Below are 20429 nucleotides of genomic sequence, written 5' to 3'. Positions count from 1 at the left end.
ATCAACGTCCCTCCCTCACCCCGCCGCCTTCGCCAGCCCCCGCGACAACTGCACCGCCGCATTCAGCCGCGCCCGCGGCGTCGCCCACACCCGGCTGATGACCAGCTTCATGTCCGGCCGCAGCTTCGCGGTACCCTCCAGCCGCTCGACATAGCCGAGCAGCCCTTCGACGCTGGGGAACTTGTCCTCGTGGAAGCTGACCAGCGCGCCCTTTGGCCCGACGTCGATCTTGGCGATGCAGGCCTTCTTGGCGTTGAGCTTGGCTTCGATCAGGAGGAGGAGGTTCTCGGTCTCCTCGGGCAGCTTACCGAAGCGGTCGATCATCTCGGCGGCGAATTCGTCGATGCCGCGCTTGTCCTCGACCTCGTTCAAGCGGCGGTAGAGGCCCATGCGCAGGTCGAGATCGGGGACGAAGCCCTCCGGGATCAGGATCGGGGCGTCGACGGTGATCTGGGGCGAGAGATCGCGCGGGCGGTTGCTCGCCATGCCGCCGGCCTTGGCGTCCATGATCGCCTCCTCCAGCATCGACTGGTAGAGCTCGTAGCCGACTTCCTTGATGTGCCCCGACTGCTCGTCGCCGAGCAGGTTGCCCGCGCCGCGGATGTCGAGATCGTGGCTGGCGAGCTGGAAGCCGGCGCCGAGGCTTTCGAGATCGGACAGCACCTTGAGGCGCTTTTCCGCGGCCTCGGTCATCAGCCGCTGGGGGGCGGTGGTCATATAGGCATAGGCGCGGGTCTTGGCCCGGCCGACGCGGCCGCGCAGCTGGTAGAGCTGGGCGAGGCCGAAGCGGTCGGCGCGGTTGATGATCATCGTGTTGGCCGAGGGGATGTCGAGGCCGGATTCGATGATGGTGGTGGAGACCAGCACCTCGTATTTCCTGTCGTAGAAGGCGGACATGCGCTCCTCGACCTCGGATGCCGCCATCTGGCCATGGGCGACGACGTAACGCACCTCGGGCACCTCCTCGCGCAGGAACTGCTCGATATCGGGCAGGTCGGCGATGCGCGGGGTGACGAAGAAGCTTTGCCCGCCGCGATAATGTTCGCGCAGCAGCGCCTCGCGGAGGACGACCGGATCCCATGGCATGACATAGGTGCGCACCGCGAGGCGATCGACCGGCGGGGTCTGGATCACGCTGAGCTCGCGCAGGCCCGACATCGCCATCTGGAGGGTGCGCGGGATCGGGGTGGCGGTGAGGGTGAGGACGTGGACGTCGGCCTTGAGGCCCTTGAGCCGTTCCTTGTGGGTGACGCCGAAGCGCTGCTCCTCGTCGACGATGACGAGGCCGAGGCGCTTGAAGTCGATGCCCTTGGCGAGGATCGCATGGGTGCCGACGACGATGTCGATCTGGCCGTCGGCGAGGCCTTCCCTGGTCGCCTTGGACTCCGCGGCAGGGACGAGGCGCGAGAGGCGGCCGATGTTGATCGGGAAGCCTTCGAAGCGCTGGACGAAATTGGTGTAGTGCTGGCGCGCGAGCAGGGTGGTGGGGCAGACCACCGCGACCTGCTTGCCCGCCATCGCCGCGATGAAGGCGGCGCGCAACGCGATCTCGGTCTTGCCGAAGCCGACATCGCCGACGACGAGCCGGTCCATCGGGCGGCCGGCGCCGAGGTCTTCGAGCACGTCGGAGATGGCGCGGTCCTGGTCGTCGGTCTCGGTGAAGGGGAAGCGGTCGACGAAGGCGGGATAGCCGCCGGGATCGGGCTCGAGCACTTCGCCGGGGCGCACGGCGCGCGCGGCGGCGGTGGCGATGAGCTCGCCCGCGATCTCGCGGATGCGCTCCTTCATCCGCGACTTGCGGCGCTGCCAGGCCTCGCCGCCGAGCTTGTCGAGCGAGGCGACCTCGTCGGACGAGCCGTAGCGGGAGAGGACTTCGAGATTTTCGACGGGGACGTAGAGCTTGTCGCCGCCGGCATAGGTGAGCGCGACGCAATCGTGCGGCGCCTTCTGCACCGGGATCTGGGTCAGGCCCTCGTAGCGGCCGATGCCGTGCTCGATATGCACGACGAGATCGCCGGGCGAGAGGGTGGCGAGTTCGGCGAGGAAGGCGTCGGTCGACTTCTTGCGCTTGTTGCGGCGGACGAGGCGGTCGCCGAGCATGTCCTGCTCGGTGAGCAGCGCGACGCCGGGGGCGGCGAAGCCGTGGTCGAGCGGGAGGACGATCAGGGCGACGCCCTTGTCGGCCGCTCCTAGCGCCTCCTGCCAGCTTTCGGCCTGGCGCGCACCGGTGAGGCCGTGGTCGGCGAGCAGGCCGGAGAGGCGCTCGCGCGAGCCGGTCGAGTAGCTGGCGAGGATGGGTTTCCTGCCACCCTTGCGCAGCCTGGCGAGGTGGTCGGTGACGGCTTCGTAGATGTTGGTGCCTGCCGCGCGCTCCGGCGCGAAGTCGCGCGGGCCGTCGACTTCAAAGTCGAGCACGGTGGCACTCTCCGGCTCGTGGAACGGCGTGGCGAGGTGCGCCTTCACCGCCTTGAGCCGCTTCTCCCACTCGTCGGGGAGCAAGTAGAGCTGGTCGGTGCCGAGCGGGCGGTAGCTGCCGGCATCGGTCGACTGGGCGCGGACGCGGTTGGCCTGATAGTCGGCGATCGCCTCGAAGCGGTTTTCGGCGGCACCGGCATCGCCCGCGTCGCGGACGATCACGGCGTTCTCGGGGAGATGGTCGAACAGCGTTTCGAGGCGCTCCTCGAACAGCGGCAGCCAATGCTCCATGCCGGCGAGGCGGCGGCCATCGCTGATCGCCTGGTACAGCGGGTCGCCGGTGGCGGTGGCGCCGAACTTCTCGCGATAGCGCGTGCGGAAACGCTTGATCGTGTCCTCGTCGAGCAAAGCCTCGGAGGCGGGGAGGAGGGTGAAGCCGTCGACGCGGCCGGTGGTGCGCTGGTCGGCGGGGTCGAAGGTGCGGACGCTCTCGATCTCGTCGCCGAAGAAGTCGAGGCGCAGGCCCTGCTCGGAGCCCGAGGGGAAGAGATCGACGAGGCCGCCGCGCACCGCGAACTCGCCCGAATCATGGACGGTGTCGGTGCGGACATAGCCGTTGGCGCTGAGCAGCGCGGCGAGCTTGTCGAGCGAGATGCGCTCGCCGGGGGCGAGGCGCGCAGTCATCTGGCGGATGCGGAACGGGGTGAGCGTGCGCTGGGTCGCGGCGTTGACGGTGGTGAGGATCAGGCGCGGCTTGCTGGCCTTGCTCTGCAGCGCGGAGAGCGCGGCCATGCGCTCGGCCATGACGCGCAGCGTGGGGCTGGCGCGGTCATAGGGGAGGCAGTCCCAGGCGGGGAACTGGACGATCTCGAGCTCGGGCGCGAAGAAGGTCGCGGTGGACGCGACCGCGCGCATCGCGGCTTCGTCGGGCGCGATGTAGACGGCGCCCGTGGTCGAGGCGCGCGCGAGATCGGCGAGCAGCCACGGGAGGAAGCCCGAGGGCGCGCCCGCAAGCGTGAGCGGCGCCGAAGCGTTCAGGATGCGATTGAGATCGGGCACGGGTTACTCGGCGACGGGGACGTAGTTGAGCGCCCTGAGCGCGGACATGATGGCCCCCTGATATTCGGGCGGCACCGGCTGGGTGCCCATCGCCCAGGCCATGATGTCGACGTCCTGTTCCTCCAGCAGCGCCTCGAACAGCTCGATCTCCGTGTCGTTCCAGGCGACGTGATGTGCGTCGAAGAACCCGCCGATCATCAGGTCGGCTTCCTTGACGCCGCGGTGCCAGGCGCGGAAGCGGAGGCGTTTCAGGCGGGTTTCTCGATCCATTGGTTCTCAACGCAAATTGGCCGACAGCGCTGGAATGCGCAGTCGGCTTGGGTGTAGGCAGCAGATAGACATGCGCCCCGACATCCTCAACCCGCTGTTCGCCGAAGTGACCGCGCTCAAGGGCGTGGGACCCCAGCTGGCCAAGCCGCTGGAACGGCTGGGGCTGGCGCGGGCGGTGGATGTCGCTTTCCACCTGCCGAGTGGGTGGATCGACCGGCTGCCGCGCGAGGAGCTGGATGCGGCGGATGTCGGCCAGGTGATCGCGATCACGCTGACGCCGGTCGAGTATCGCATGAGCGGGAGCGCTCGCGCGCCGGCGCGGGTGAATGCGGTGGATGCGCGGGGCAATTATGTCAGCCTCACCTATTTCGGCGGCAATTCGGGCTGGGTGAAGAAGCTGCTGCCGCTCAACGAGCCGCGGCGCGTGTCGGGCAAGCTCGAGCGCTATGGCGATATGCTCCAGATGGTGCACCCCGACTATGTCGTGCCGCTGGGCGAGGCGGAGGCCCATTCGGGGCGCGAGGCGGTGTATCCGCTGTCGGAGGGGATGACCTCGAAGCGGCTGGCGGCGCTGGCGGCGCAGGCGGTGGAGCGTGCGCCCGAGCTGCCCGAATGGATCGAGCCGAGCCTGAAGGATCGCAATGGCTGGCCGGGCTGGCGCGAGGCGCTGGCGCGGATCCATGCCGATCCGGCGGATGTGAAGGCGCGCGACCGGCTCGCCTATGACGAGGTGTTCGCCAATCAGCTCGCGCTGATGCTGGTGCGCGGCGCGGCGCGGGCGAAGAAGGGGCGGCCGTTGGCGGGCGACGGGCGGCTGCGCGATGCCTTGCGGTTGCCCTACACGCCGACCGGTGCGCAGGCGCGGACGATCCGCGAGATCGAGGGCGACATGGCGCAGAGCCGCCCGATGCTGCGGCTGCTGCAGGGCGATGTCGGCGCGGGCAAGACCTTGGTGGCGGCGATGGCGCTGCTGATCGCGGTCGAGGCGGGGGCGCAAGGTGCGATGCTCGCGCCGACCGAGATCCTCGCGCGCCAGCATTTCGAGACGCTGCAGCGGCTGTTCAGCGGCTTGGGCGTCAACCTCGCCATCCTCACCGGGCGCGACAAAGGCAAGGTGCGCGAGGCGACGCTGATGGGTCTCGCCGACGGATCGATCGACATCCTGATCGGCACGCATGCGATCTTCCAGCAAGGGGTCGAGTATCGCGACCTCGGCCTGGTCGTGGTGGACGAGCAGCATCGTTTTGGCGTGGCCGAGCGGATGATGCTCCAGGCCAAGGCCAAGACCGCGCCGCACCTGCTGGTGATGACCGCGACGCCGATCCCGCGCACGCTGCAGCTCGCGACGCATGGCGAGATGGACGTGAGCAAGCTCGACGAGATGCCGCCGGGACGCCAGCCGATCGAGACCAGCGTGATCAGCGAGGAGCGGCTGGAGGAGGTGGTCAACGGCCTCGCGCGGCATCTGTCGGGCGGGGGGCAAGCCTATTGGGTGTGCCCGCTGGTCGAGGAGAGCGAGAAGGTCGATCTCGCCGCCGCCGAGGCGCGGGCGGAGGCTTTGCGCGCGCGCTTCGGCGACCGCATCGGGCTGGTCCACGGCCGGATGAAAGGGCCGGAGAAAGACGCGGTGATGGCGCGCTTTTCCGCTGGCGAGCTCGGCGTGCTGGTCGCGACGACGGTGATCGAGGTGGGGGTGGACGTGCCCAACGCCACGCTGATCGTGATCGAGCATGCCGACCGCTTCGGCCTCGCCCAGCTCCACCAGCTGCGCGGGCGCGTCGGGCGCGGGGGCGGGCGATCGGTGTGCGTGCTGTTGCGCGGCGGGACGCTGAGCGAGACGGCGCGGGCGCGGCTGGCGCTGATGCGCGAGACCAATGACGGCTTCCGCATCGCCGAGGAGGATCTGCGGCTGCGCGGCGCGGGCGAGATGCTGGGCACGCGCCAGTCGGGCGAGCAGACCTTCCGCCTCGCCCCGCCGGAGAAGTTCGCCGAGCTGATCGGCGCGGCCAATGCCGATGCACGGCTGTTGGTCGATCGCGACGGGGGCTTGCAGGGCGAGCGCGGGCAGGCGGCGCGCGTGGCGCTCTATTTGTTCGAACGTGACGCTGCGGTGGGATTGCTGCGCGCGGGTTGAAACCTGTTGCGAATCGATCGCATCCGTGACAGTGGCAACGCGCCTCCGCAGTGGAGGCCGTAAGCGTCTCACGTCAGGCAACGCATCCAAACCGGTGATCGGCCGGGAAACGGGTTCTTCCCGGGATGCTGGCCGATGCTCTGACTGTGAGAACTATATGCCAAGCAAGTTTCGTCTTCGCCGCCTGCCCGCCCGTCACGCCGGGCTCGTGTCGGCGCTGATCCTTTCGGTCATGATGACTTTCGTCGTGTCGGCGATCGCTACGGCACGTGGCCTTGGCTTTTCGGAGGACTTCCCTCGCGCGTGGATGGCGGCGTGGGGATTGTCGTGGATTGTCGCCTTTCCCGTTCTGCTGGCGGTGTTGCCGGTCGTGCGGCGGATCGTCGCAGCGATCGTGGAGCGGCCTCCGGCCTGAATTCAGAAACAATGAAGGCGGCGCGGGTTGAACGGGTCGGCGCGCCGCCTATCTGTCTCGCGCTGGTGCGCCGGCGCTAAGGTTTCTTCAGCATCTGGGCGAGCAGCTCGTAATAGCTCGCCAGGTCGATCGCGATGTCGAAGCTGACGCCGAGACGTCCGCCCAGGCACCAGCGCACCTCCGCCGCCGCCACGCCGACCACCGGCAGCATCACGCGCAGCCGGTCGCCTTCCTCGAAGGGGGTTTCGCAGCGCGCCATCAGGCCATGCGGCGAGATGTTGACGATCAGCAGCGTCACCGGCTGCGCGCTCGGGCCGAAGGCGCGCGCCCGGTAATGGACCTCGTCGCGCTCGATCTCGCGCCGGTCCGTGCCGGCGGCAGGCGCGCCGGCAAGGGATGAGAATTGATACGTCACGCGCCCATGCTCCGGACTCTCCGGCAACTCTTTGGAAGCATGGGATAACCGCCGGGCGTAAATGTCCCGGCAACCGTCATGGTTAGCAAAATCCTATCAGACAGCTTCTCGCTCAGGCAGGATCGAGCAGCCCGTGATGCTTCTTGCCTGCCGAGACGCGCACTTGCGTTGCGCCGACGGTGACGCTGGCCGCCTCGTCGCTCACCTTCTCGCCATCGATGCGCGCGCCGCCGCCCTTGATGAGACGGCGGGCCTCGCCCTTCGACGCGGCGAAGCCGAGCCCGACCAGCGCATCGACCACGCTGATCTCGCCGCTGACCGCGAGCGTCGGAAGCGACTCGCCCGAAGCGCCTTCCTCGAAGGTTTTCCGCGCGGTCTCGGCGGCAGCCTCGGCGGCGTCACGGCCGCGGCACATCGCGGTCGCTTCGGTAGCGAGGATCTTCTTCGCCTCGTTGATCCCGGCGCCTTCCAGCGCTTCGAGCCGGGCGATCTCGTCGAGCGGCAGGTCGGTGAACAGGCGCAGGAAGCGGCCGACGTCGCGGTCGTCGGTGTTGCGCCAGAACTGCCAGTAATCGAACGCCGGGAGCTGATCCTCGTTCAGCCACACCGCGCCCGACATGGTCTTGCCCATCTTGCCGCCGTCGGCGGTGGTGATCAGCGGCGTGGTGACGCCATAGACTTCGGTCCCATCGACGCGGCGCGACAGCTCGATGCCGTTGACGATGTTGCCCCACTGGTCCGAGCCGCCCATCTGCAGGCGGCACGCGGCGCGGCGCGACAGCTCCAGAAAGTCATAGCCCTGGAGGATCATGTAGTTGAATTCGAGGAACGAAAGCGACTGTTCGCGATCGAGCCGCAGCTTGACGCTGTCGAACGAGAGCATGCGATTGACCGAGAAATGCCGGCCGATGTCGCGCAGGAACGGGATATATTCGAGCTTGTCGAGCCAGTCGGCATTGTCGACCATCACCGCGTCGGTGGGGCCGTCGCCAAAGGTCAGGAACTTCTCGAACACCGTCTTGATCGAGGCGACATTGGCCTGGATGATCTCGTCGGTCATCAGCTTGCGCGCTTCGTCCTTGAAGCTCGGATCGCCGATCTTGCCGGTGCCGCCGCCCATGAGGACGATCGGCTTGTGCCCGCTCTGCTGCATGCGGCGGAGCAGCATGATCTGGACGAGGCTGCCGACATGGAGCGAGGGCGCGGTCGGATCGAAGCCGATATAGCCGGGCACGATCTGCTGTTGCGCCAGCGCGTCGAGCGCGGTGGCGTCGGTGACCTGATGGATGTACCCACGCTGGTCGAGCAGGCGAAGCAGATCGGACTTGTATTCGGTCATGGCGCGCGCCGCATAGCCGACGAGTCGGGGCGCGTCATCCCCCGACGGCGGGCGTGGAAGTTTTCAAAGTTGCCACTACGTACCCCCCGGTTTCGTCTCCGGTGCATCGGGCCGCAGCTGCGAAGATGAGCGGACGGAGACGGCGAACGGATCATCCCGCGAGCCAAGCAGGCGAAATCCAATTAGGAAAGTTGTTTTTGGCGGGTTAGTCGAGACCATGCGCCATGACCTGAACTGCCACCCGGATACGCCAGCGGCATTTGTCGAATCCGTTCACGTCGAGCTGGCGATGACCGATTCCGACGACATGCTGCTGACCTTCTATATCACACCGGGGGCGGCGCTCGCGGTCCCGGATCCCACCTCTCCGGGCCGCGCCGATGGACTGTGGCAGCGGACCTGTTGCGAGCTGTTCCTGAAGCCGGAGGGAGGGGAGAGCTATTTCGAGTTCAACCTGTCCCCTTCAGGGCAATGGGCAGCTTATGCGTTCGACGGCTATCGCGCCGGGATGCGCAACCTGGCGCTGCCGGTCGATCCGCATATCGAGCTCGAACGGCAGGGCGCGGTTTTCGTGCTGGAGGCGGATGTCGATCTGGCGGCGATCCCGGCCGGGCGGCTGACCATCAGCCTTTCCGCCGTGGTCGAAGAGGCCGACGGCACCAAATCCTATTGGGCGCTCAACCACCCGCCGGGAAAGCCCGATTTCCATCATCCCGACGGTTTTGTGCTGGCGCTGCCGGCCGGGAGCCAGGGTTGGGTCTAGTCGCGTGCCTCCTGCCAGTGCGGGTAAGTGACATAAGCGGTGACCGCACCTTCCTCGTGCGCGCGGATGCTGACCGCCGCGCCCTTGGGCATGTGCACGATCTCGCCCGATCCGGCTGTGACGGTGCCGGCCTCGCTGGAAACCGACAGCCGCCCTTCGAGGACGATCATCACGTCATCGACCGCGATGGTCTCGTCGAGACCCTGGCCGGGACCATAGCGGCCGAAGCCGATCGTGATCGGCGCGCCGTGCCGCTGATCGACGAGATTTCCCACGAACACGTCGCCATCCTGCCCCGGCGAGCGCTCGAACACGGCATCGGCGATGGCGAATTTGCGGACCGGCATGCGATATCTCCGTTCGTTGTCGAACGGCTTAACCGACGAGGTCGCGTTCCGGTCCCGCCAGGGCGACGAAGCGGCTTGCTTCCCCCTCGAACTCCCGGCACCTGACCCATCATGAACTTCGGTATCGACCGGCTGCTCGCCGACCCCGCGCTTCTGTCCCAGCTTCACGGCCGCCGCGTCGCGCTACTCGCGCATCCGGCTTCGGTGACGGCCGATTTGACCCACAGCCTCGACGCGCTGGTGGCAGCCGGGGTGAACGTGTCGGCGGTGTTCGGGCCGCAGCATGGCGTGCGGGGCGACTTGCAGGACAATATGATGGAGTCGCCGGACTATACCGATCCCACCTACGGGATGCCGGTGTTCAGCCTTTATGGCGAGGTGCGGCGGCCGACGGGCCAGTCGATGCACACGTTCGACGTGATGCTGGTCGACCTGCAGGATGTGGGGTGCCGCATCTACACCTTCGTCACGACCCTGCTCTACGTGCTCGAAGCGGCGGCGCAGCACGGCAAGGACATGTGGGTGCTCGACCGGCCCAATCCGGCGGGGCGGCCGGTGGAGGGGCTGACCCTGCTGCCCGGCTGGGAGAGCTTCGTCGGGGCGGGGCCGATGCCGATGCGGCACGGCATGACGCTGGGCGAGATGGGGGCGTGGTTCATCGACCATTTCAAGCTCGATGTCGGCTATCGCGTGGTCGAGATGGAGGGCTGGCGACCCGATGATGCGCCTGGGTTCGGCTGGCCGGTGGATCGCGTGTGGATCAACCCCAGCCCCAACGCCGCCAACGTCAACATGGCGCGCGCCTATGCCGGCACGGTGATGCTGGAGGGGACGATGCTGTCGGAGGGGCGCGGGACGACGCGACCGCTGGAGCTGTTCGGCGCGCCCGACATCGACGCCAAGGCGGTGATCGCGGAGATGCGGCGGATCGCGCCGGAATGGCTCGCCGGCTGCACGTTGCGCGACTTCTGGTTCCAGCCGACCTTCCACAAGCATGTCGGGCAGCTGTGCAGCGGCGTGTTCATCCATGCCGAGGGGCCGAGATACGACCATGCGGCGTTCCAGCCGTGGCGGCTGCAGGCGCTGGGGTTCAAGGCGATCCGGACGCTCTACCCCGACTACGAACTGTGGCGCGATTTCCCCTACGAATATGAGTTCGGCAAGTTGGCGATCGACGTGATCAACGGCGGGCCGGGGCTGCGCGAGTGGGTCGATGACGCCGCGGCGGCGCCGGACGATCTGGATGCGGCGGCGAAGGCGGATGAGGCAGCGTGGGAAGAGGTGCGGCGGGCGTTCCTTCGCTACTGAAACTCCTCCCCGGTACGGGGAGGGGGACCGCCGAAGGCGGTGAAGGGGCCGTCGCGCAGAGGGCGGTGCTCAGTCGAAGCCTTTCCGCCGTTTTCGCGGCGGCCCCTCCATCATCGCTACGCGATGCCACCTCCCCGTGCCGGGGAGGAATTGGGTTCTTCCTTCACCCCCTCAATTCCCCTAACCGCTAAAGCCATGTTGGCGGGGCTCATTTTCGCGACCGAGGACGCGGGCGACAAGCCGGGGACGCTGGCGGCGACGCTGCCGTTCGGCGGCATGACCTTGCTCGAATACCAGGCGCGGCTGCTGGTCGGCGCCGGAGCGGGGCAGATCCTGGTCGCGGTGACGCGGGTGACGCCGGCATTGCTCGGCGCGGTAAGCCGCGCGGCGAAGCGCGGCGTGCCGGTGGATATCGTGCGCTCGGCCGCCGAAGCCTCGACCAAGGCGCACCCACTGGCGAGCTTCGTGGTGCTGGCGGATGGGCTCGTCACCACCGACGATGTGGTCGACAGAATCGCGAACGAGGGCAAGGACGCGATCCTGGTGACTCAGGATCCGGCCGCCTCGCTCGAACGAGTCGATGCGAGCCACTGCTGGGCGGGGATCGCGCGTGCGCCGGCGCAGCGCATCGCCGACATCGCGTCCTTTCCGCCCGACTATGATTTCCAGTCCACCTTGCTGCGCGCGATCGTGCAGGCGGGCGCCGAGCAGGTGCCGCTGCCGGGCAGCGCGGTGCGCGCCGGGCATGGCGTGGAGCGCGACGGCGGGGCGCTCGCCTCGCGCAGCAACGCGGTGCTCGCCGCGCTGACCGAGCGGCGGACGAGCTGGGCCGACCGGCACGTCTTCACGCGCCTCGCCCGGCTGGCGTTGCCCAAGGTGGTCGAGAAAGCGGTGCCCGGCTGGCTGGTGATGGCAGGCGGGGTGCTGTTCGGCGGTGGCGCGGTGGCGCTGGTGGCGCTCGGCTGGCCGTGGGGCGCGGGCGTGGCGCTGCCCGGCGTGGCGGCGCTGGCGACCGGTGCGGCGCTGTCCGCCCTACGTGGCGAAGAGAAGCGGGCGAGGGTGCAGGAGCAGCTGATCGGGGTGATCGCCGCGGCGGTGATCCTGGCGCTCGGCATCACCGAGACGCGCGCCGCCGCGACGCTCGACGGGCTGATCCTGGCGCTGGTGACGATCGCGGCGACGGTGATCGCGGAGCGCAGCCAGGCGCTGGTGCGGCGCTGGTGGGGCAGCCCGGCGACCTATCTGTTGCTCGTCGCGCCCTTCGCCATCGCGGGGCGAGTGAGCTGGGGGCTGGCGGCGGTCGCGGTCTATGCGTTCGTCACGCTCGCCGCGGCTGTTGAGAGTCGGCGGGAAAAGCCTTAGCTCTGTCTTAACCGCAGTTCCTCTAAGTCCAGGTCCATGTCCGACCCGAATGTCGACATGCGTGAAGGCGCCCTTGACGGCGCACAGGCGTTGCTCGCGCGTGCCGCGGCGGCGGATGTCGCCGCGCATCGTGCGCTCGGCGCGGCGATCGACGACTTTCTGGTTCCCGACGACGGCCGGCTCGACGAGCGCACGCGCGCGGCACTGGCGCAGCTTTTGCGCGCGCTGATCGACACGATCGAGGGCGAGGTCCGCGGCCATGCCGTGCGGCTGCTGCGCACCCAAAGCGAGGCGGAACAGGCCGACGCGCTGGCGAACGGCGCGAGCGTCGCCGGGCTGCTGCGCGACTCCGGGCTGCTGCGCGACCGCGAGCTGATGGGCGAGCTGATCGCACGGGTGCGGCTCGATCTGCTGGCGAGCGGCATGCAGGTGCAGGCGCAGGACGATCCCGAGCGGCCGAGCCTGCTCAGCCGGCTCGCGCTGCATCCCGACCGGCTGCTGGCGCACAACGCGGCGGCGGTGCTGGTCGCGGAGAGCCGTCGGCGCGGGATCCCGGACGCCGGGCCGCTCGCGCAGACCGACCTTCCGGCGGAGCTGCACCACAAGCTCGTGTGGCGCGTGGCGGCGGCGTTGCGGGCGAGCGTCATGGAACCGACGGCCGCGCTCGACCGGGCGCTGGCCGATGCCGCGCAACGCAGCCTCGCCGCGCATGACGAGGGCGAGCGCGTGGAGGCGGCGGCGCTGCGGCTGGCGGTGGCGCTCGACGCGCAGCCGGACGAGCTGCCCGAGCTGATGACCGAGTCGCTCGGCGACCGGCGCGTCGCGCTGTTCGTCGCGCTGCTCGCGCATGCGCTGCACATCGATTTCGACGCGGCGCGCGCGATGACGTTCGACGCGTCGAGCGGGCGGCTGTGGATCGCGTTGCGCGCGCTCGACTTCGATCGCGCCGCGGTGGCGCGCCTCGGCGTGGCGCTGAGCGAGGCCGATCCGCGCCGCAATGTCGAGGCCTTTGCCGATCTGCTCGATTCGATCATGGCGATCGCGCCGGCGCAAGCGCAGGAAGCGCTCGCGCCGCTGCGCCTGCCCCACCATTATCGGGCGGCGGTCTTCACGCTCGGGAGTGTCGCCCGGTGAACGCGATCGAGCCCCGCCCGCCGATCGCGATGGGACGCGTCGGTCCCGACGGGCTGCTGGTCGACGCCGAGGCGCGGCTGGCCGACCTCAATGCGCGCGCGGGCGGCAAGCTGGGCGCGCCGATCGCGGTGCCGCCGATCGCGGCGATCGCGCGGCTGGCGCAGCGGCTCGGCATCGCGGTCTCCCGCAACGTCGTCGCCGCCGATGGCGAGGACGATATCGACCTGTGGGTCCGCGCCGAGCCCGATGCCGATGGCGTGCGGCTCGAGGTGAGCGGCTGGCGGCCGCGCGCCGCGTGGCGTGCGCCCGATGGCGATGCCGCGCGCGAGGACGATTTCCTGCGCGCCGAGACCGACTGGCTGTGGGAGACCGATGCGGCGATGCGCATCACGCATCTTCCGTTCGAAGCCGGGCAGCTCAACGGATTCGATCCGGTCGCGATGCTCGGCCAGCCGTTGACTTTGCTGTTCGCGCTGGAGGCGGACGGCGCGGGCACGCTGCCGATCCTGGCCGCCGCGGTCGAGCAGGCGCGCTTCGACGGGCAGGTCGCGGAACTGCGCGGAACCGGCCAGCGCGTGCGGCTTTCCGCCAGTCCGCGCATCGATGCGCAAGGGCGCTTCGCCGGCTTCAGCGGCGCGGCGACGCGGATCGATCCGGCGAAGGAGGCGGAAGCCGCGCCCGTACCCGCACCCGCTGCCGAACCCGAGTTCACCAGCGAGTTCGGCCAGCGGCTCGACAAGGCGCTGCGTGCGCCGCTCGCGCGGATCATCGCCAATGCCGACAGCATCAGCGCGCGTGTCGACGGGCCGCTGCGCGACGACTATGCCGAATATGCGCTCGATATCGCGAATGCCGGGCGGCACCTGCTGTCGCTGGTCGGCGACCTTGCCGACCTCTCCGCGATCGAGCGCGAGGATTTCACGGTCGAGCTCGAGCCGATCGACCTTGCCGACGTCGCGCGGCGCGCCGCCGGCCTGCTCGCGGTGCGCGCGAGCGAAGCGGACGTGCGGATCGAGAAGCCGCGCGCCGACGAACGCATGCCGGTGACGGGCGAGTTCCGCCGCGTGCTGCAGATCATGGTCAACCTGATCGGCAATGCAGTGCGCTACTCGCCGCCCGGTGGCTGGGTGTGGGTGCGGCTGGAGCGCGAGGGTGCGCTGGGTTGCGTGATCGTCGCCGACCAGGGCAAGGGCATCGCGGACGCGGACCAGGCGAAGATCTTCGAGAAGTTCGGCCGCGTCGATCCCGCGGAGCCGGGCGGCAGCGGGCTGGGGCTCTACATCGCGCGGCGGCTGGCGCGGGCGATGGGCGGCGACATCCTCGTGGACAGCGCCCCCGATCAGGGCGCGCGCTTCGTGCTGACGCTGCCGAGCCGCGAGGACTGAGACCGGAGCGCTTCCAGTCGCGTCATGCGGCTGTTATCCGTCCGAAATGACCAGGATCCCGTTGATCGCCGCGCTGCTCGGACTGGCAATCGCCGCCCCGGCGCGGGCGGATGAGCCAGCGGCGTGCCTCCCCATCGAGACCGGCGACCAAGGGACGCCGATCCTCCGCGCCAGGATCAACGATCAGGGGCCGTTCGCCTTCATCCTCGATACCGCGGCCAGCGGGTCGACCATCGATCCCGCCCGCGCCGCGCAGCTCGGTCTGCCGCGGGATGCGAAGACCGAGCAGGCCCAGGGGATGGGCGGAGGGGTTGCGGTCCATTTTCACCGGATCCGCTCGATCGAGGCTGGCCCGGTGCTGCTCCGCGACGTCGTGGTTCCGTCGCTCCCGGCCCCGTCGTTCGACAGCCACGATGTCGCGGGCCTCGCGGGCGTCGACCTGCTGGCCGACCGGCTGACGATCTGGATCCCCGGCAGCGGTTGCGTGCGCATCGCCCCGGGCGGTGCGCAGGCGGTGAGCGAGGAATGGCGGCCGGTCGCGGCCAAATGGCTTCAGCCGTGGAAGATCATGCTGCCGGTACGGATCGGCAATGCGAGTGGCTGGGGATTGCTCGACACAGGCGCGCAATTCACCACGCTCAACCCCGCCTTCGCGTGGCGGGCCGGGCTGGACCCGAGCCGGTTGCGCCCCGGCGGCTCGATCGAGGGTATCGACGGCCGGCCCTTGCCGCTGCTGCAGGGCGAGATCGGTGATATTGCCGTGGGGCCGTGGCAATGGCAGCGCCGCACGGTAAGAGTCGGGGCGCTGCCGGTCTTCGATCGTCTCGCGGGCGCTGGGGAAATGCTGGCGATCCTGGGCATGGACTGGCTGGCGACGGAGGGATTCGCCGTGGATTATCGCAGTCAATCGGTGTGGCTGATGCAGCGTCCCCGCGACGCGGGCGACCCGCGATGACCACGGCAAAGGCCGTGATCGACGAATTGCGGGCGTGGGGACTGACCCTGCCCGGCGCGCACATCAAGGCGCCGTGGCCGGACCATGCGGACCTCGCGGTCAACGACAAGACCTTCGCCTATCTCTCGACCGGCGAGGAATTCCGCATGTCGGTGAAGCTGCGCTACACGAGCGAGGTCGCGCTCGAGCTGCCCTTCGCCACGCCCACCGCCTATGGCCTGGGCAAGAGCGGCTGGGTGAGCTTCGCGCCCGGCGACGATGCGATCCCCGACATGGAGCAGCTCAAGGACTGGATCGAGGAAAGCTATCGCGCCCAGGCGCCCAAGAAGCTGGTCAAGGAGCTCGACGCGTGGAGCTGATTACCGCACCAGCATCCATACCGCCATCGCGATCATCATCAAATTCTCGGTGAGCGAGACGAAGCCCAGCGGCACGTTGCTGTCGCCGCCCATGCACGCGCATTTGAGCTCGCGCTTGTCGACATAGACCGCCTTGAACACCGAGACCGCGCCGATGCCGCCGATGAACAGCGCCAGCGGGATCGCCAGCCAGTGCAGCGCGTTGGCGGTCATCAGCACGCCCGCCGCACCCTCGGCGAAGGGGTAGATATAGGCATAGGGCACCCAGCGCCGCGCGAGCAGGTCGTAGTTCAGGAACATGGTCGAGAAGCTCTCGACGTCGCGCAGCTTGAGCAGCGCGAGAGCGCACATGCTGAACGAGATGAACCATTCCGCCGCGCGGATCGTGAAGGGCGAGCCCGCGATGGCATGGCTGGCGGCGAGCGCCATCAGCGCGGTCATCGCGAACAGTGCGATCACCGGCGTGTAGCTGGTCTCGCCCTTCTCCGGCACGTGCAGGCCGAAATGGCGGCGGAGATCGTCATAGCCGCCGATCCGCTTGCCATCGATGAAGGTCTGGGGCGTGGTCTTGACGTCATGCGCTGCCTTGAAGGCATCCGTCTCTTCGCGCGTGCGCAGCCAGTGATCCTCGACCTTGTAACCGCGCCGTTCGAGCAGCGCCTTCGCCTTGAGGCCATAGGGGCAGATATGGTCGGGCATGACCATGCGGTGGAGGACGGCGACAGGGCGGGGGGACATGAGGGGCTCCTTGCGACTCTACGAACCCCGCTTAGATAGGTTCCGTACTATGGTACGGAGTCAAGTATGGCCGATATGACGATCGGTGCGCTGGCCAGGGCCGGCGGTGTGGGAGTCGAGACCGTCCGCTATTACCAGCGGCGCGGCTTGCTCGCCGAGCCCGCGCGGGCGGGCGGGGTGCGGCGCTATGGCGAGGGCGATGCACGGCGGCTGCGCTTCATCCGCGCGGCGCAGGAAGCGGGGTTCACGCTCAATGAGATCGGCGAACTGCTCGAGCTGGATGCCGGCGAGGATCGGGTGCGGGCGCACGCACTGGCCCAGGCGCGGATCGCGGCGATCGATGCCGAGGTGGCGAAGCTGACCGCGGCGCGCGGGGCGCTGGAGAAGCTGGCGCGGCGCTGTGCTGCAGGGGAGGGCGAAGGCTGCCCGATCCTGGGGGCGTTCGAGCGCTGACCGGTATTACAGGCTATCGCGTCGCGATCATGGGAACGCTAAAGGCGGCTGGTCAGCGAAAGGACGGTGCCATGGAGTCGATCTCACTTCCCCCAGCCTTCGATGCGGGCGGCGTCGCCGTCGTGACCGGCGGGGCCGGCGGCATTGGCTTCGCGATCGCGGCGCGGCTCGCCGAACGGGGGCTCAAGGTCGTGATCACCGACCTGGCTGGCGAGAAGTTCGATGCGGCGGCGAGAGAGCTGGGCGGTAATGTCACCGCCATGGCCGCCGATGTCTCGGTTGCCGCCGAGGTCGAGCGGCTGCGCGATCGCGTGCTGAGCGAGCATGGGCCGGTCGCGGTGCTGGTCAACAATGCCGGGATCGGGAGCAATCCCGGACAGCCCTGGGAGAATCCCGAAGGCTGGGAGAAGCTGCTGCGTATCAACCTGATGGGCGTGCTCAACGTCGCGCAGGCGTTCGTCCCGGGGATGCTGGCGAGCGGCAAGCCGGGCGCGGTCATCCACAGCGGATCGAAGCAGGGCATCACCAGCCCGCCGGGCAACCCCGCCTACAACCTCTCCAAGGCGGGGGTGCGCAACTACACCGAGTCGCTCGCACATGCGCTGCGCGAAGAAGCGGGCGACCGGATCTCGGCTCACCTGCTGATCCCGGGCTTCACGCAAAGCGGCATGACCGGCGAGGCCAAGGGCGCGTGGACCGCGGACCAGGTCGCGATGTTCATGTTCGAGAGCATCGCGCGGGGCGATTTCTACATCCTCTGCCCCGACAACGACGTCGATCGCGCGACTGACGAGAAGCGCATGCGCTGGGCGATGGACGACATCATCGAGAATCGCCCCGCGCTGTCGCGCTGGCATCCCAATTACAAGGAGGCCTTCGCCCGGTTCATGGCGGAGTAGCGGCTGCGGGGAGGCTGTATGAAGAAGCACCGTGTCTATTCGATCAGCGTCGCGAGCGTGTATCCCCATTATATCGCCAAGGCGGAGAAGAAGGGGCGCACCCAGGCCGAGGTCGACGAGATCATCCGCTGGCTGACCGGCTACAGCGCGGAGCAGCTTGCGGCGCATCTGGAGCAGAAGACCAATTTCGAGGATTTCTTCGCGCAGGCGCCGCGGCTGAACCCGGCACGCTCGCTGATCACCGGTGTGATCTGCGGCGTGCGGATCGAGGAGATCGAGGACTCGCTGATGCGCGAGCTGCGCTACCTCGACAAGATGATCGACGAGCTGGCCAAGGGGCGGCCGATGGCCAAGATCCTGCGGGCCTAGCCGGTGCGGCGGGCCGGACAAGCGAACTGTTAGCAAATTCCCGGTAGAAGGGCTTGCCGACGGCAGGACTCACGTCACAAGGGAAGCCGAAATGGATCGATCGGTGTTTGGCAGGAAGCAGAACCCGCCATCCGAGCGCGAACTGCATGGACAATTGCTGATCGCCGCTGCGGACCTTTTCGAAACGGTGGTCGGGCAGGTGAACACGCTGCCCGGTCTGAAACGCGAGTATCCCGATCGCTGGCCCGAAATTCTCGATATCGATGCGATTCAGGCAGGTATCGAGGATGCGGGAGCCCAGCTCAAGACGTTCTCCGAGTGGATGGCGAACAACGCCGGCCCGATGCCGCCCAAGGCAGTCGAACTGCTGGCCGATCTGGTGCGGATGCTGCAGAACAGCAAGACCATCATCGCCGACAACCTCGCCGACATCCTGATGGACAAGATGATGAAGGAAGCGATCCGAAACTCGCGTAGCGAGATTGAGTGATCGCGTAGTCCCTTACGAACAAGGCCCGCCGGATCACTTCGGCGGGCCTTTTTGCTGCTACGCATCCTGTTTGGCGATCCGACCGATCCTGCCGGACGCACCGCTCAAACAGAGGTAGCCCCCGAAGGGGGCGGCGTGTGTGCGAAACATTCGATCAGCATCTCGGTGAGGACTCGAATCTTCCGCGCGGGATGCTGCCCTGGCGGACGGACGACATATACGCCTGCCGGCGGCGGCGGATAATTTGTCATGACCGGCACGAGCGCGCCGGAGGCCAGATATGGCTGGGTGAGGCCATCGGGCAGGTAGGCGATCCCGAGGCCCGCGGTTGCGGCGGCAATCAGCGCGGTGCCGTTGTCGGCCTTGAAGCGCCCCTGCGGATGGACCGTGATGATCCTGTCGCCGTCCATGAGCTGCCAGGCTTCGGTGCCCTGCATCAGGGCCTGATGGGCGACGAGCTCCTCCGGCGTCTCGGGCGACCCGTTCGCGTCGATATAGTCCGGGCTTGCGACGAACCTTCCATAGATCGGCCCAACGCGTCGTGCGACCAGGTTGGAATCCTTCAGATAGCCGACCCGGATCGCGCAATCATAACCCTCGGCGATGAGATCGACGAAGCGGTCACTGTAGCAGGTGTGGATGTGGAGCTGAGGGTAAAGTCGCGCCATATCCGCGAGCACAGGCGCGAAGTGAGTCGGGCCGAATGACAGCGGCGCCGCAATCCGCAAGCGCCCGCAAAGGTCGCCGGCGGGCAGGATCGTTTCCCTGGCAATGTCGATCTCGGCGCAGACCTTGGCCGCATAGTCCCGGAAGGTGGCGCCCGCTTCGGTGAGCGCGGCGCCGCGGGTGGTTCGCGCCAGAAGCTGGACGCCAAGTTCCGCTTCGAGCCGGGCAAGCCGTCGGCTGACGATCGATTTGGAGACGCCGAGCCGGCGCGCGGCGGGCGAAACGCCTCCGGCATCGGCGACTTCGACGAATGTCCGCAGCTCTTCGATATCCAATTCAGCGTTCCCGATTCTGCGACACAGCTCCGCACAACAGGAGGCTACCGCATTGTGCGTGGGAACGGCAATGCCGTCCTACCGGTGGCGGCGCAGCGCTGCCTCCCGGCGAACAACCGCCACTCGCAACGACAGCAGAGGACAATCATGACCTTTCGCAACGGCCTTAAGTCGCTCCTCCGTCCCGAAGATTCGGTGCTCGTCCTGATCGACCACCAGCCCTATCAGCTCGCGAACCTGAACAGCCACGATCCCCACATGGTGGTCAACAACACGACCGCGCTGGCGAAGCTAGCAAAAGCCTTCAATGTTCCGACCATTCTCACCAGCGTGATCGCGGCGCGCGGTGGACTTCTCTTCAAGCAGATCACCGACGTATTTCCGGACCAGGAAGTCATCGACCGCACCTGGGTGAACACCTGGCAGGACGAGAATGTGGTGAGCGTCGTCAAGGCGACCGGCCGCAAGCAGCTGATCATCGCCGGCCTGTGGACCGAGGTCTGCGTGGCTATGCCTGTGATCCAAGCCGCCGGCGAAGGCTGGGACGTGACCGTGATCACCGACGCGTCGGGCGGGATTTCGAAGGAGTCTCACGAAGTTGCCATCCAGCGCATGATCGCGGCCGGCGCGAACGTGATGACCGTGATGGCGCTCGCTGGCGAATGGCAACGCGATTGGGCGCGCACCGAGCATGTCGAGGAGCTGACCGAGATTCTCATCCAGCACTTTGGCGGCAGCGGCGTCGCGTATCTTTGGGAGCAGCAGTTGCTCAACACGCCGGTGCCGGGCACCGCAAGCTGATCTGCGCGGGGATATCCC

General features: G+C 68.1%; 21 protein-coding genes. 14 read left to right on the top strand and 7 right to left on the bottom strand.

What is annotated here, in order from left to right; all coding sequences use genetic code 11:
• Positions 1-15 precede the first annotated feature (15 nt).
• Entirely contained in the window at positions 16-3474 is a 3459-nt protein-coding gene (gene mfd, locus OK349_RS06610) for a transcription-repair coupling factor (RefSeq protein ID WP_265117022.1), read from the bottom strand.
• A gap of 3 nt (positions 3475-3477) precedes the next feature.
• Positions 3478-3744: an FAD assembly factor SdhE gene (locus tag OK349_RS06605; protein ID WP_265117021.1), complete on the bottom strand. Its 267-nt coding sequence runs from the start codon at positions 3742-3744 to the stop codon at positions 3478-3480.
• 16 nt (positions 3745-3760) lie between these two features.
• On the opposite strand from OK349_RS06605, the gene recG reads away from it, so the two are divergent.
• Together recG and OK349_RS06595 are read left to right on the top strand one after the other, a co-directional pair.
• Positions 3761-5878: an ATP-dependent DNA helicase RecG gene (recG, locus tag OK349_RS06600; RefSeq protein ID WP_265117020.1), complete on the top strand. Its 2118-nt coding sequence runs from the start codon at positions 3761-3763 to the stop codon at positions 5876-5878.
• 157 nt (positions 5879-6035) lie between these two features.
• Positions 6036-6293 carry a DUF2798 domain-containing protein gene (locus OK349_RS06595; RefSeq protein ID WP_265117019.1) on the top strand — a complete coding sequence of 86 codons (258 nt, stop codon included), beginning with the start codon at positions 6036-6038 and terminating at the stop codon, positions 6291-6293.
• Between the two features lie 76 nt (positions 6294-6369).
• Here OK349_RS06595 and OK349_RS06590 read toward each other — a convergent pair whose 3' ends face one another.
• Together OK349_RS06590 and tyrS are read right to left on the bottom strand one after the other, a co-directional pair.
• Positions 6370-6708 (bottom strand): PilZ domain-containing protein, encoded by a 339-nt coding sequence (locus OK349_RS06590; protein WP_265117018.1) that lies wholly within the window; start codon positions 6706-6708, stop codon positions 6370-6372.
• Between the two features lie 112 nt (positions 6709-6820).
• Positions 6821-8047: a tyrosine--tRNA ligase gene (gene tyrS / locus OK349_RS06585; protein ID WP_265117017.1), complete on the bottom strand. Its 1227-nt coding sequence runs from the start codon at positions 8045-8047 to the stop codon at positions 6821-6823.
• Positions 8048-8264: 217 nt separating this feature from the next.
• Between tyrS and OK349_RS06580 the strand changes: the two genes are divergently transcribed.
• Positions 8265-8810: a DOMON-like domain-containing protein gene (locus OK349_RS06580; RefSeq protein WP_265117016.1), complete on the top strand. Its 546-nt coding sequence runs from the start codon at positions 8265-8267 to the stop codon at positions 8808-8810.
• Here OK349_RS06580 and OK349_RS06575 read toward each other — a convergent pair.
• Entirely contained in the window at positions 8807-9157 is a 351-nt protein-coding gene (locus OK349_RS06575) for a hypothetical protein (RefSeq protein ID WP_265117015.1), read from the bottom strand. The two genes, OK349_RS06580 and OK349_RS06575, sit on opposite strands and share 4 nt — an antisense overlap.
• A gap of 111 nt (positions 9158-9268) precedes the next feature.
• Between OK349_RS06575 and OK349_RS06570 the strand changes: the two genes are divergently transcribed.
• The 6 genes from OK349_RS06570 to OK349_RS06545 all read left to right on the top strand — a co-directional run bounded on the left by OK349_RS06570 (position 9269) and on the right by OK349_RS06545 (position 15660).
• Complete coding sequence (locus tag OK349_RS06570) at positions 9269-10465, top strand: exo-beta-N-acetylmuramidase NamZ family protein (RefSeq protein WP_265117014.1); 1197 nt, start codon at positions 9269-9271, stop codon at positions 10463-10465.
• Positions 10466-10660: 195 nt separating this feature from the next.
• Entirely contained in the window at positions 10661-11827 is a 1167-nt protein-coding gene (locus OK349_RS06565; protein WP_265117013.1) for a hypothetical protein, read from the top strand.
• Between the two features lie 36 nt (positions 11828-11863).
• Positions 11864-12961 (top strand): DUF2336 domain-containing protein, encoded by a 1098-nt coding sequence (locus OK349_RS06560; protein ID WP_265117012.1) that lies wholly within the window; start codon positions 11864-11866, stop codon positions 12959-12961.
• On the top strand, positions 12958-14346 hold the full coding sequence (locus OK349_RS06555; RefSeq protein WP_372340539.1) for a sensor histidine kinase: 1389 nt from the start codon (positions 12958-12960) through the stop codon (positions 14344-14346). The genes OK349_RS06560 and OK349_RS06555 overlap by 4 nt, the downstream gene beginning before the upstream one ends.
• 46 nt (positions 14347-14392) lie before the next feature.
• Positions 14393-15301 carry a retroviral-like aspartic protease family protein gene (locus tag OK349_RS06550; protein WP_265117011.1) on the top strand — a complete coding sequence of 303 codons (909 nt, stop codon included), beginning with the start codon at positions 14393-14395 and terminating at the stop codon, positions 15299-15301.
• Positions 15298-15660: an MmcQ/YjbR family DNA-binding protein gene (locus OK349_RS06545; RefSeq protein ID WP_265117010.1), complete on the top strand. Its 363-nt coding sequence runs from the start codon at positions 15298-15300 to the stop codon at positions 15658-15660. The genes OK349_RS06550 and OK349_RS06545 overlap by 4 nt, the downstream gene beginning before the upstream one ends.
• Here OK349_RS06545 and OK349_RS06540 read toward each other — a convergent pair whose 3' ends face one another.
• A complete protein-coding gene (locus tag OK349_RS06540; protein ID WP_265117009.1) occupies positions 15661-16398 on the bottom strand; it encodes a MauE/DoxX family redox-associated membrane protein in 738 nt (245 codons plus the stop codon).
• 66 nt (positions 16399-16464) lie between these two features.
• On the opposite strand from OK349_RS06540, the gene OK349_RS06535 reads away from it, so the two are divergent.
• The 4 genes from OK349_RS06535 (at position 16465) to OK349_RS06520 (ending at position 18609) form a co-directional block, all read left to right on the top strand.
• On the top strand, positions 16465-16851 hold the full coding sequence (locus OK349_RS06535; RefSeq protein ID WP_265117008.1) for a MerR family transcriptional regulator: 387 nt from the start codon (positions 16465-16467) through the stop codon (positions 16849-16851).
• A gap of 71 nt (positions 16852-16922) precedes the next feature.
• Positions 16923-17750, top strand: coding sequence for an SDR family NAD(P)-dependent oxidoreductase (locus tag OK349_RS06530; protein ID WP_265117007.1), 828 nt, complete (start codon positions 16923-16925; stop codon positions 17748-17750).
• 18 nt (positions 17751-17768) lie between these two features.
• Complete coding sequence (locus OK349_RS06525; protein ID WP_265117006.1) at positions 17769-18119, top strand: DUF2200 domain-containing protein; 351 nt, start codon at positions 17769-17771, stop codon at positions 18117-18119.
• A 91-nt stretch (positions 18120-18210) separates the two neighbouring features.
• The gene (locus OK349_RS06520) at positions 18211-18609 is read left to right on the top strand and encodes a hypothetical protein (protein WP_265117005.1); all 399 of its coding nucleotides are present in this window, start codon (positions 18211-18213) and stop codon (positions 18607-18609) included.
• Between the two features lie 104 nt (positions 18610-18713).
• Here OK349_RS06520 and OK349_RS06515 read toward each other — a convergent pair whose 3' ends face one another.
• Complete coding sequence (locus OK349_RS06515) at positions 18714-19610, bottom strand: LysR family transcriptional regulator (protein ID WP_265117004.1); 897 nt, start codon at positions 19608-19610, stop codon at positions 18714-18716.
• A gap of 147 nt (positions 19611-19757) precedes the next feature.
• Here OK349_RS06515 and OK349_RS06510 point away from each other — a divergent pair, with 147 nt between their 5' ends.
• Entirely contained in the window at positions 19758-20411 is a 654-nt protein-coding gene (locus tag OK349_RS06510; RefSeq protein ID WP_265117003.1) for a hydrolase, read from the top strand.
• Positions 20412-20429: the final 18 nt, after the last annotated feature.

The sequence above is a fragment of the Sphingomonas sp. BT-65 genome, assembly GCF_026107375.2.
Lineage (GTDB): Bacteria > Pseudomonadota > Alphaproteobacteria > Sphingomonadales > Sphingomonadaceae > Sphingomonas.
Note: the sequence above shows the minus strand (reverse complement) of the source record. Positions and strands in the feature narration are given on the sequence as shown.

What these genes read in the sequence shown, in the direction of transcription:
- OK349_RS06575 (WP_265117015.1), bottom strand. Translation starts at nt 9,157, where the DNA reads ATGCCGGTCCGCAAATTCGCCATCGCCGATGCCGTGTTCGAGCGCTCG.
- OK349_RS06550 (WP_265117011.1), top strand. Translation starts at nt 14,393, where the DNA reads ATGACCAGGATCCCGTTGATCGCCGCGCTGCTCGGACTGGCAATCGCC.
- OK349_RS06580 (WP_265117016.1), top strand. Translation starts at nt 8,265, where the DNA reads ATGCGCCATGACCTGAACTGCCACCCGGATACGCCAGCGGCATTTGTC.
- OK349_RS06570 (WP_265117014.1), top strand. Translation starts at nt 9,269, where the DNA reads ATGAACTTCGGTATCGACCGGCTGCTCGCCGACCCCGCGCTTCTGTCC.
- OK349_RS06520 (WP_265117005.1), top strand. Translation starts at nt 18,211, where the DNA reads ATGGATCGATCGGTGTTTGGCAGGAAGCAGAACCCGCCATCCGAGCGC.
- OK349_RS06530 (WP_265117007.1), top strand. Translation starts at nt 16,923, where the DNA reads ATGGAGTCGATCTCACTTCCCCCAGCCTTCGATGCGGGCGGCGTCGCC.
- OK349_RS06595 (WP_265117019.1), top strand. Translation starts at nt 6,036, where the DNA reads ATGCCAAGCAAGTTTCGTCTTCGCCGCCTGCCCGCCCGTCACGCCGGG.
- OK349_RS06605 (WP_265117021.1), bottom strand. Translation starts at nt 3,744, where the DNA reads ATGGATCGAGAAACCCGCCTGAAACGCCTCCGCTTCCGCGCCTGGCAC.
- OK349_RS06565 (WP_265117013.1), top strand. Translation starts at nt 10,661, where the DNA reads ATGTTGGCGGGGCTCATTTTCGCGACCGAGGACGCGGGCGACAAGCCG.
- OK349_RS06510 (WP_265117003.1), top strand. Translation starts at nt 19,758, where the DNA reads ATGACCTTTCGCAACGGCCTTAAGTCGCTCCTCCGTCCCGAAGATTCG.
- OK349_RS06540 (WP_265117009.1), bottom strand. Translation starts at nt 16,398, where the DNA reads ATGTCCCCCCGCCCTGTCGCCGTCCTCCACCGCATGGTCATGCCCGAC.
- tyrS (WP_265117017.1), bottom strand. Translation starts at nt 8,047, where the DNA reads ATGACCGAATACAAGTCCGATCTGCTTCGCCTGCTCGACCAGCGTGGG.
- OK349_RS06535 (WP_265117008.1), top strand. Translation starts at nt 16,465, where the DNA reads ATGGCCGATATGACGATCGGTGCGCTGGCCAGGGCCGGCGGTGTGGGA.
- OK349_RS06545 (WP_265117010.1), top strand. Translation starts at nt 15,298, where the DNA reads ATGACCACGGCAAAGGCCGTGATCGACGAATTGCGGGCGTGGGGACTG.
- OK349_RS06525 (WP_265117006.1), top strand. Translation starts at nt 17,769, where the DNA reads ATGAAGAAGCACCGTGTCTATTCGATCAGCGTCGCGAGCGTGTATCCC.
- OK349_RS06560 (WP_265117012.1), top strand. Translation starts at nt 11,864, where the DNA reads ATGTCCGACCCGAATGTCGACATGCGTGAAGGCGCCCTTGACGGCGCA.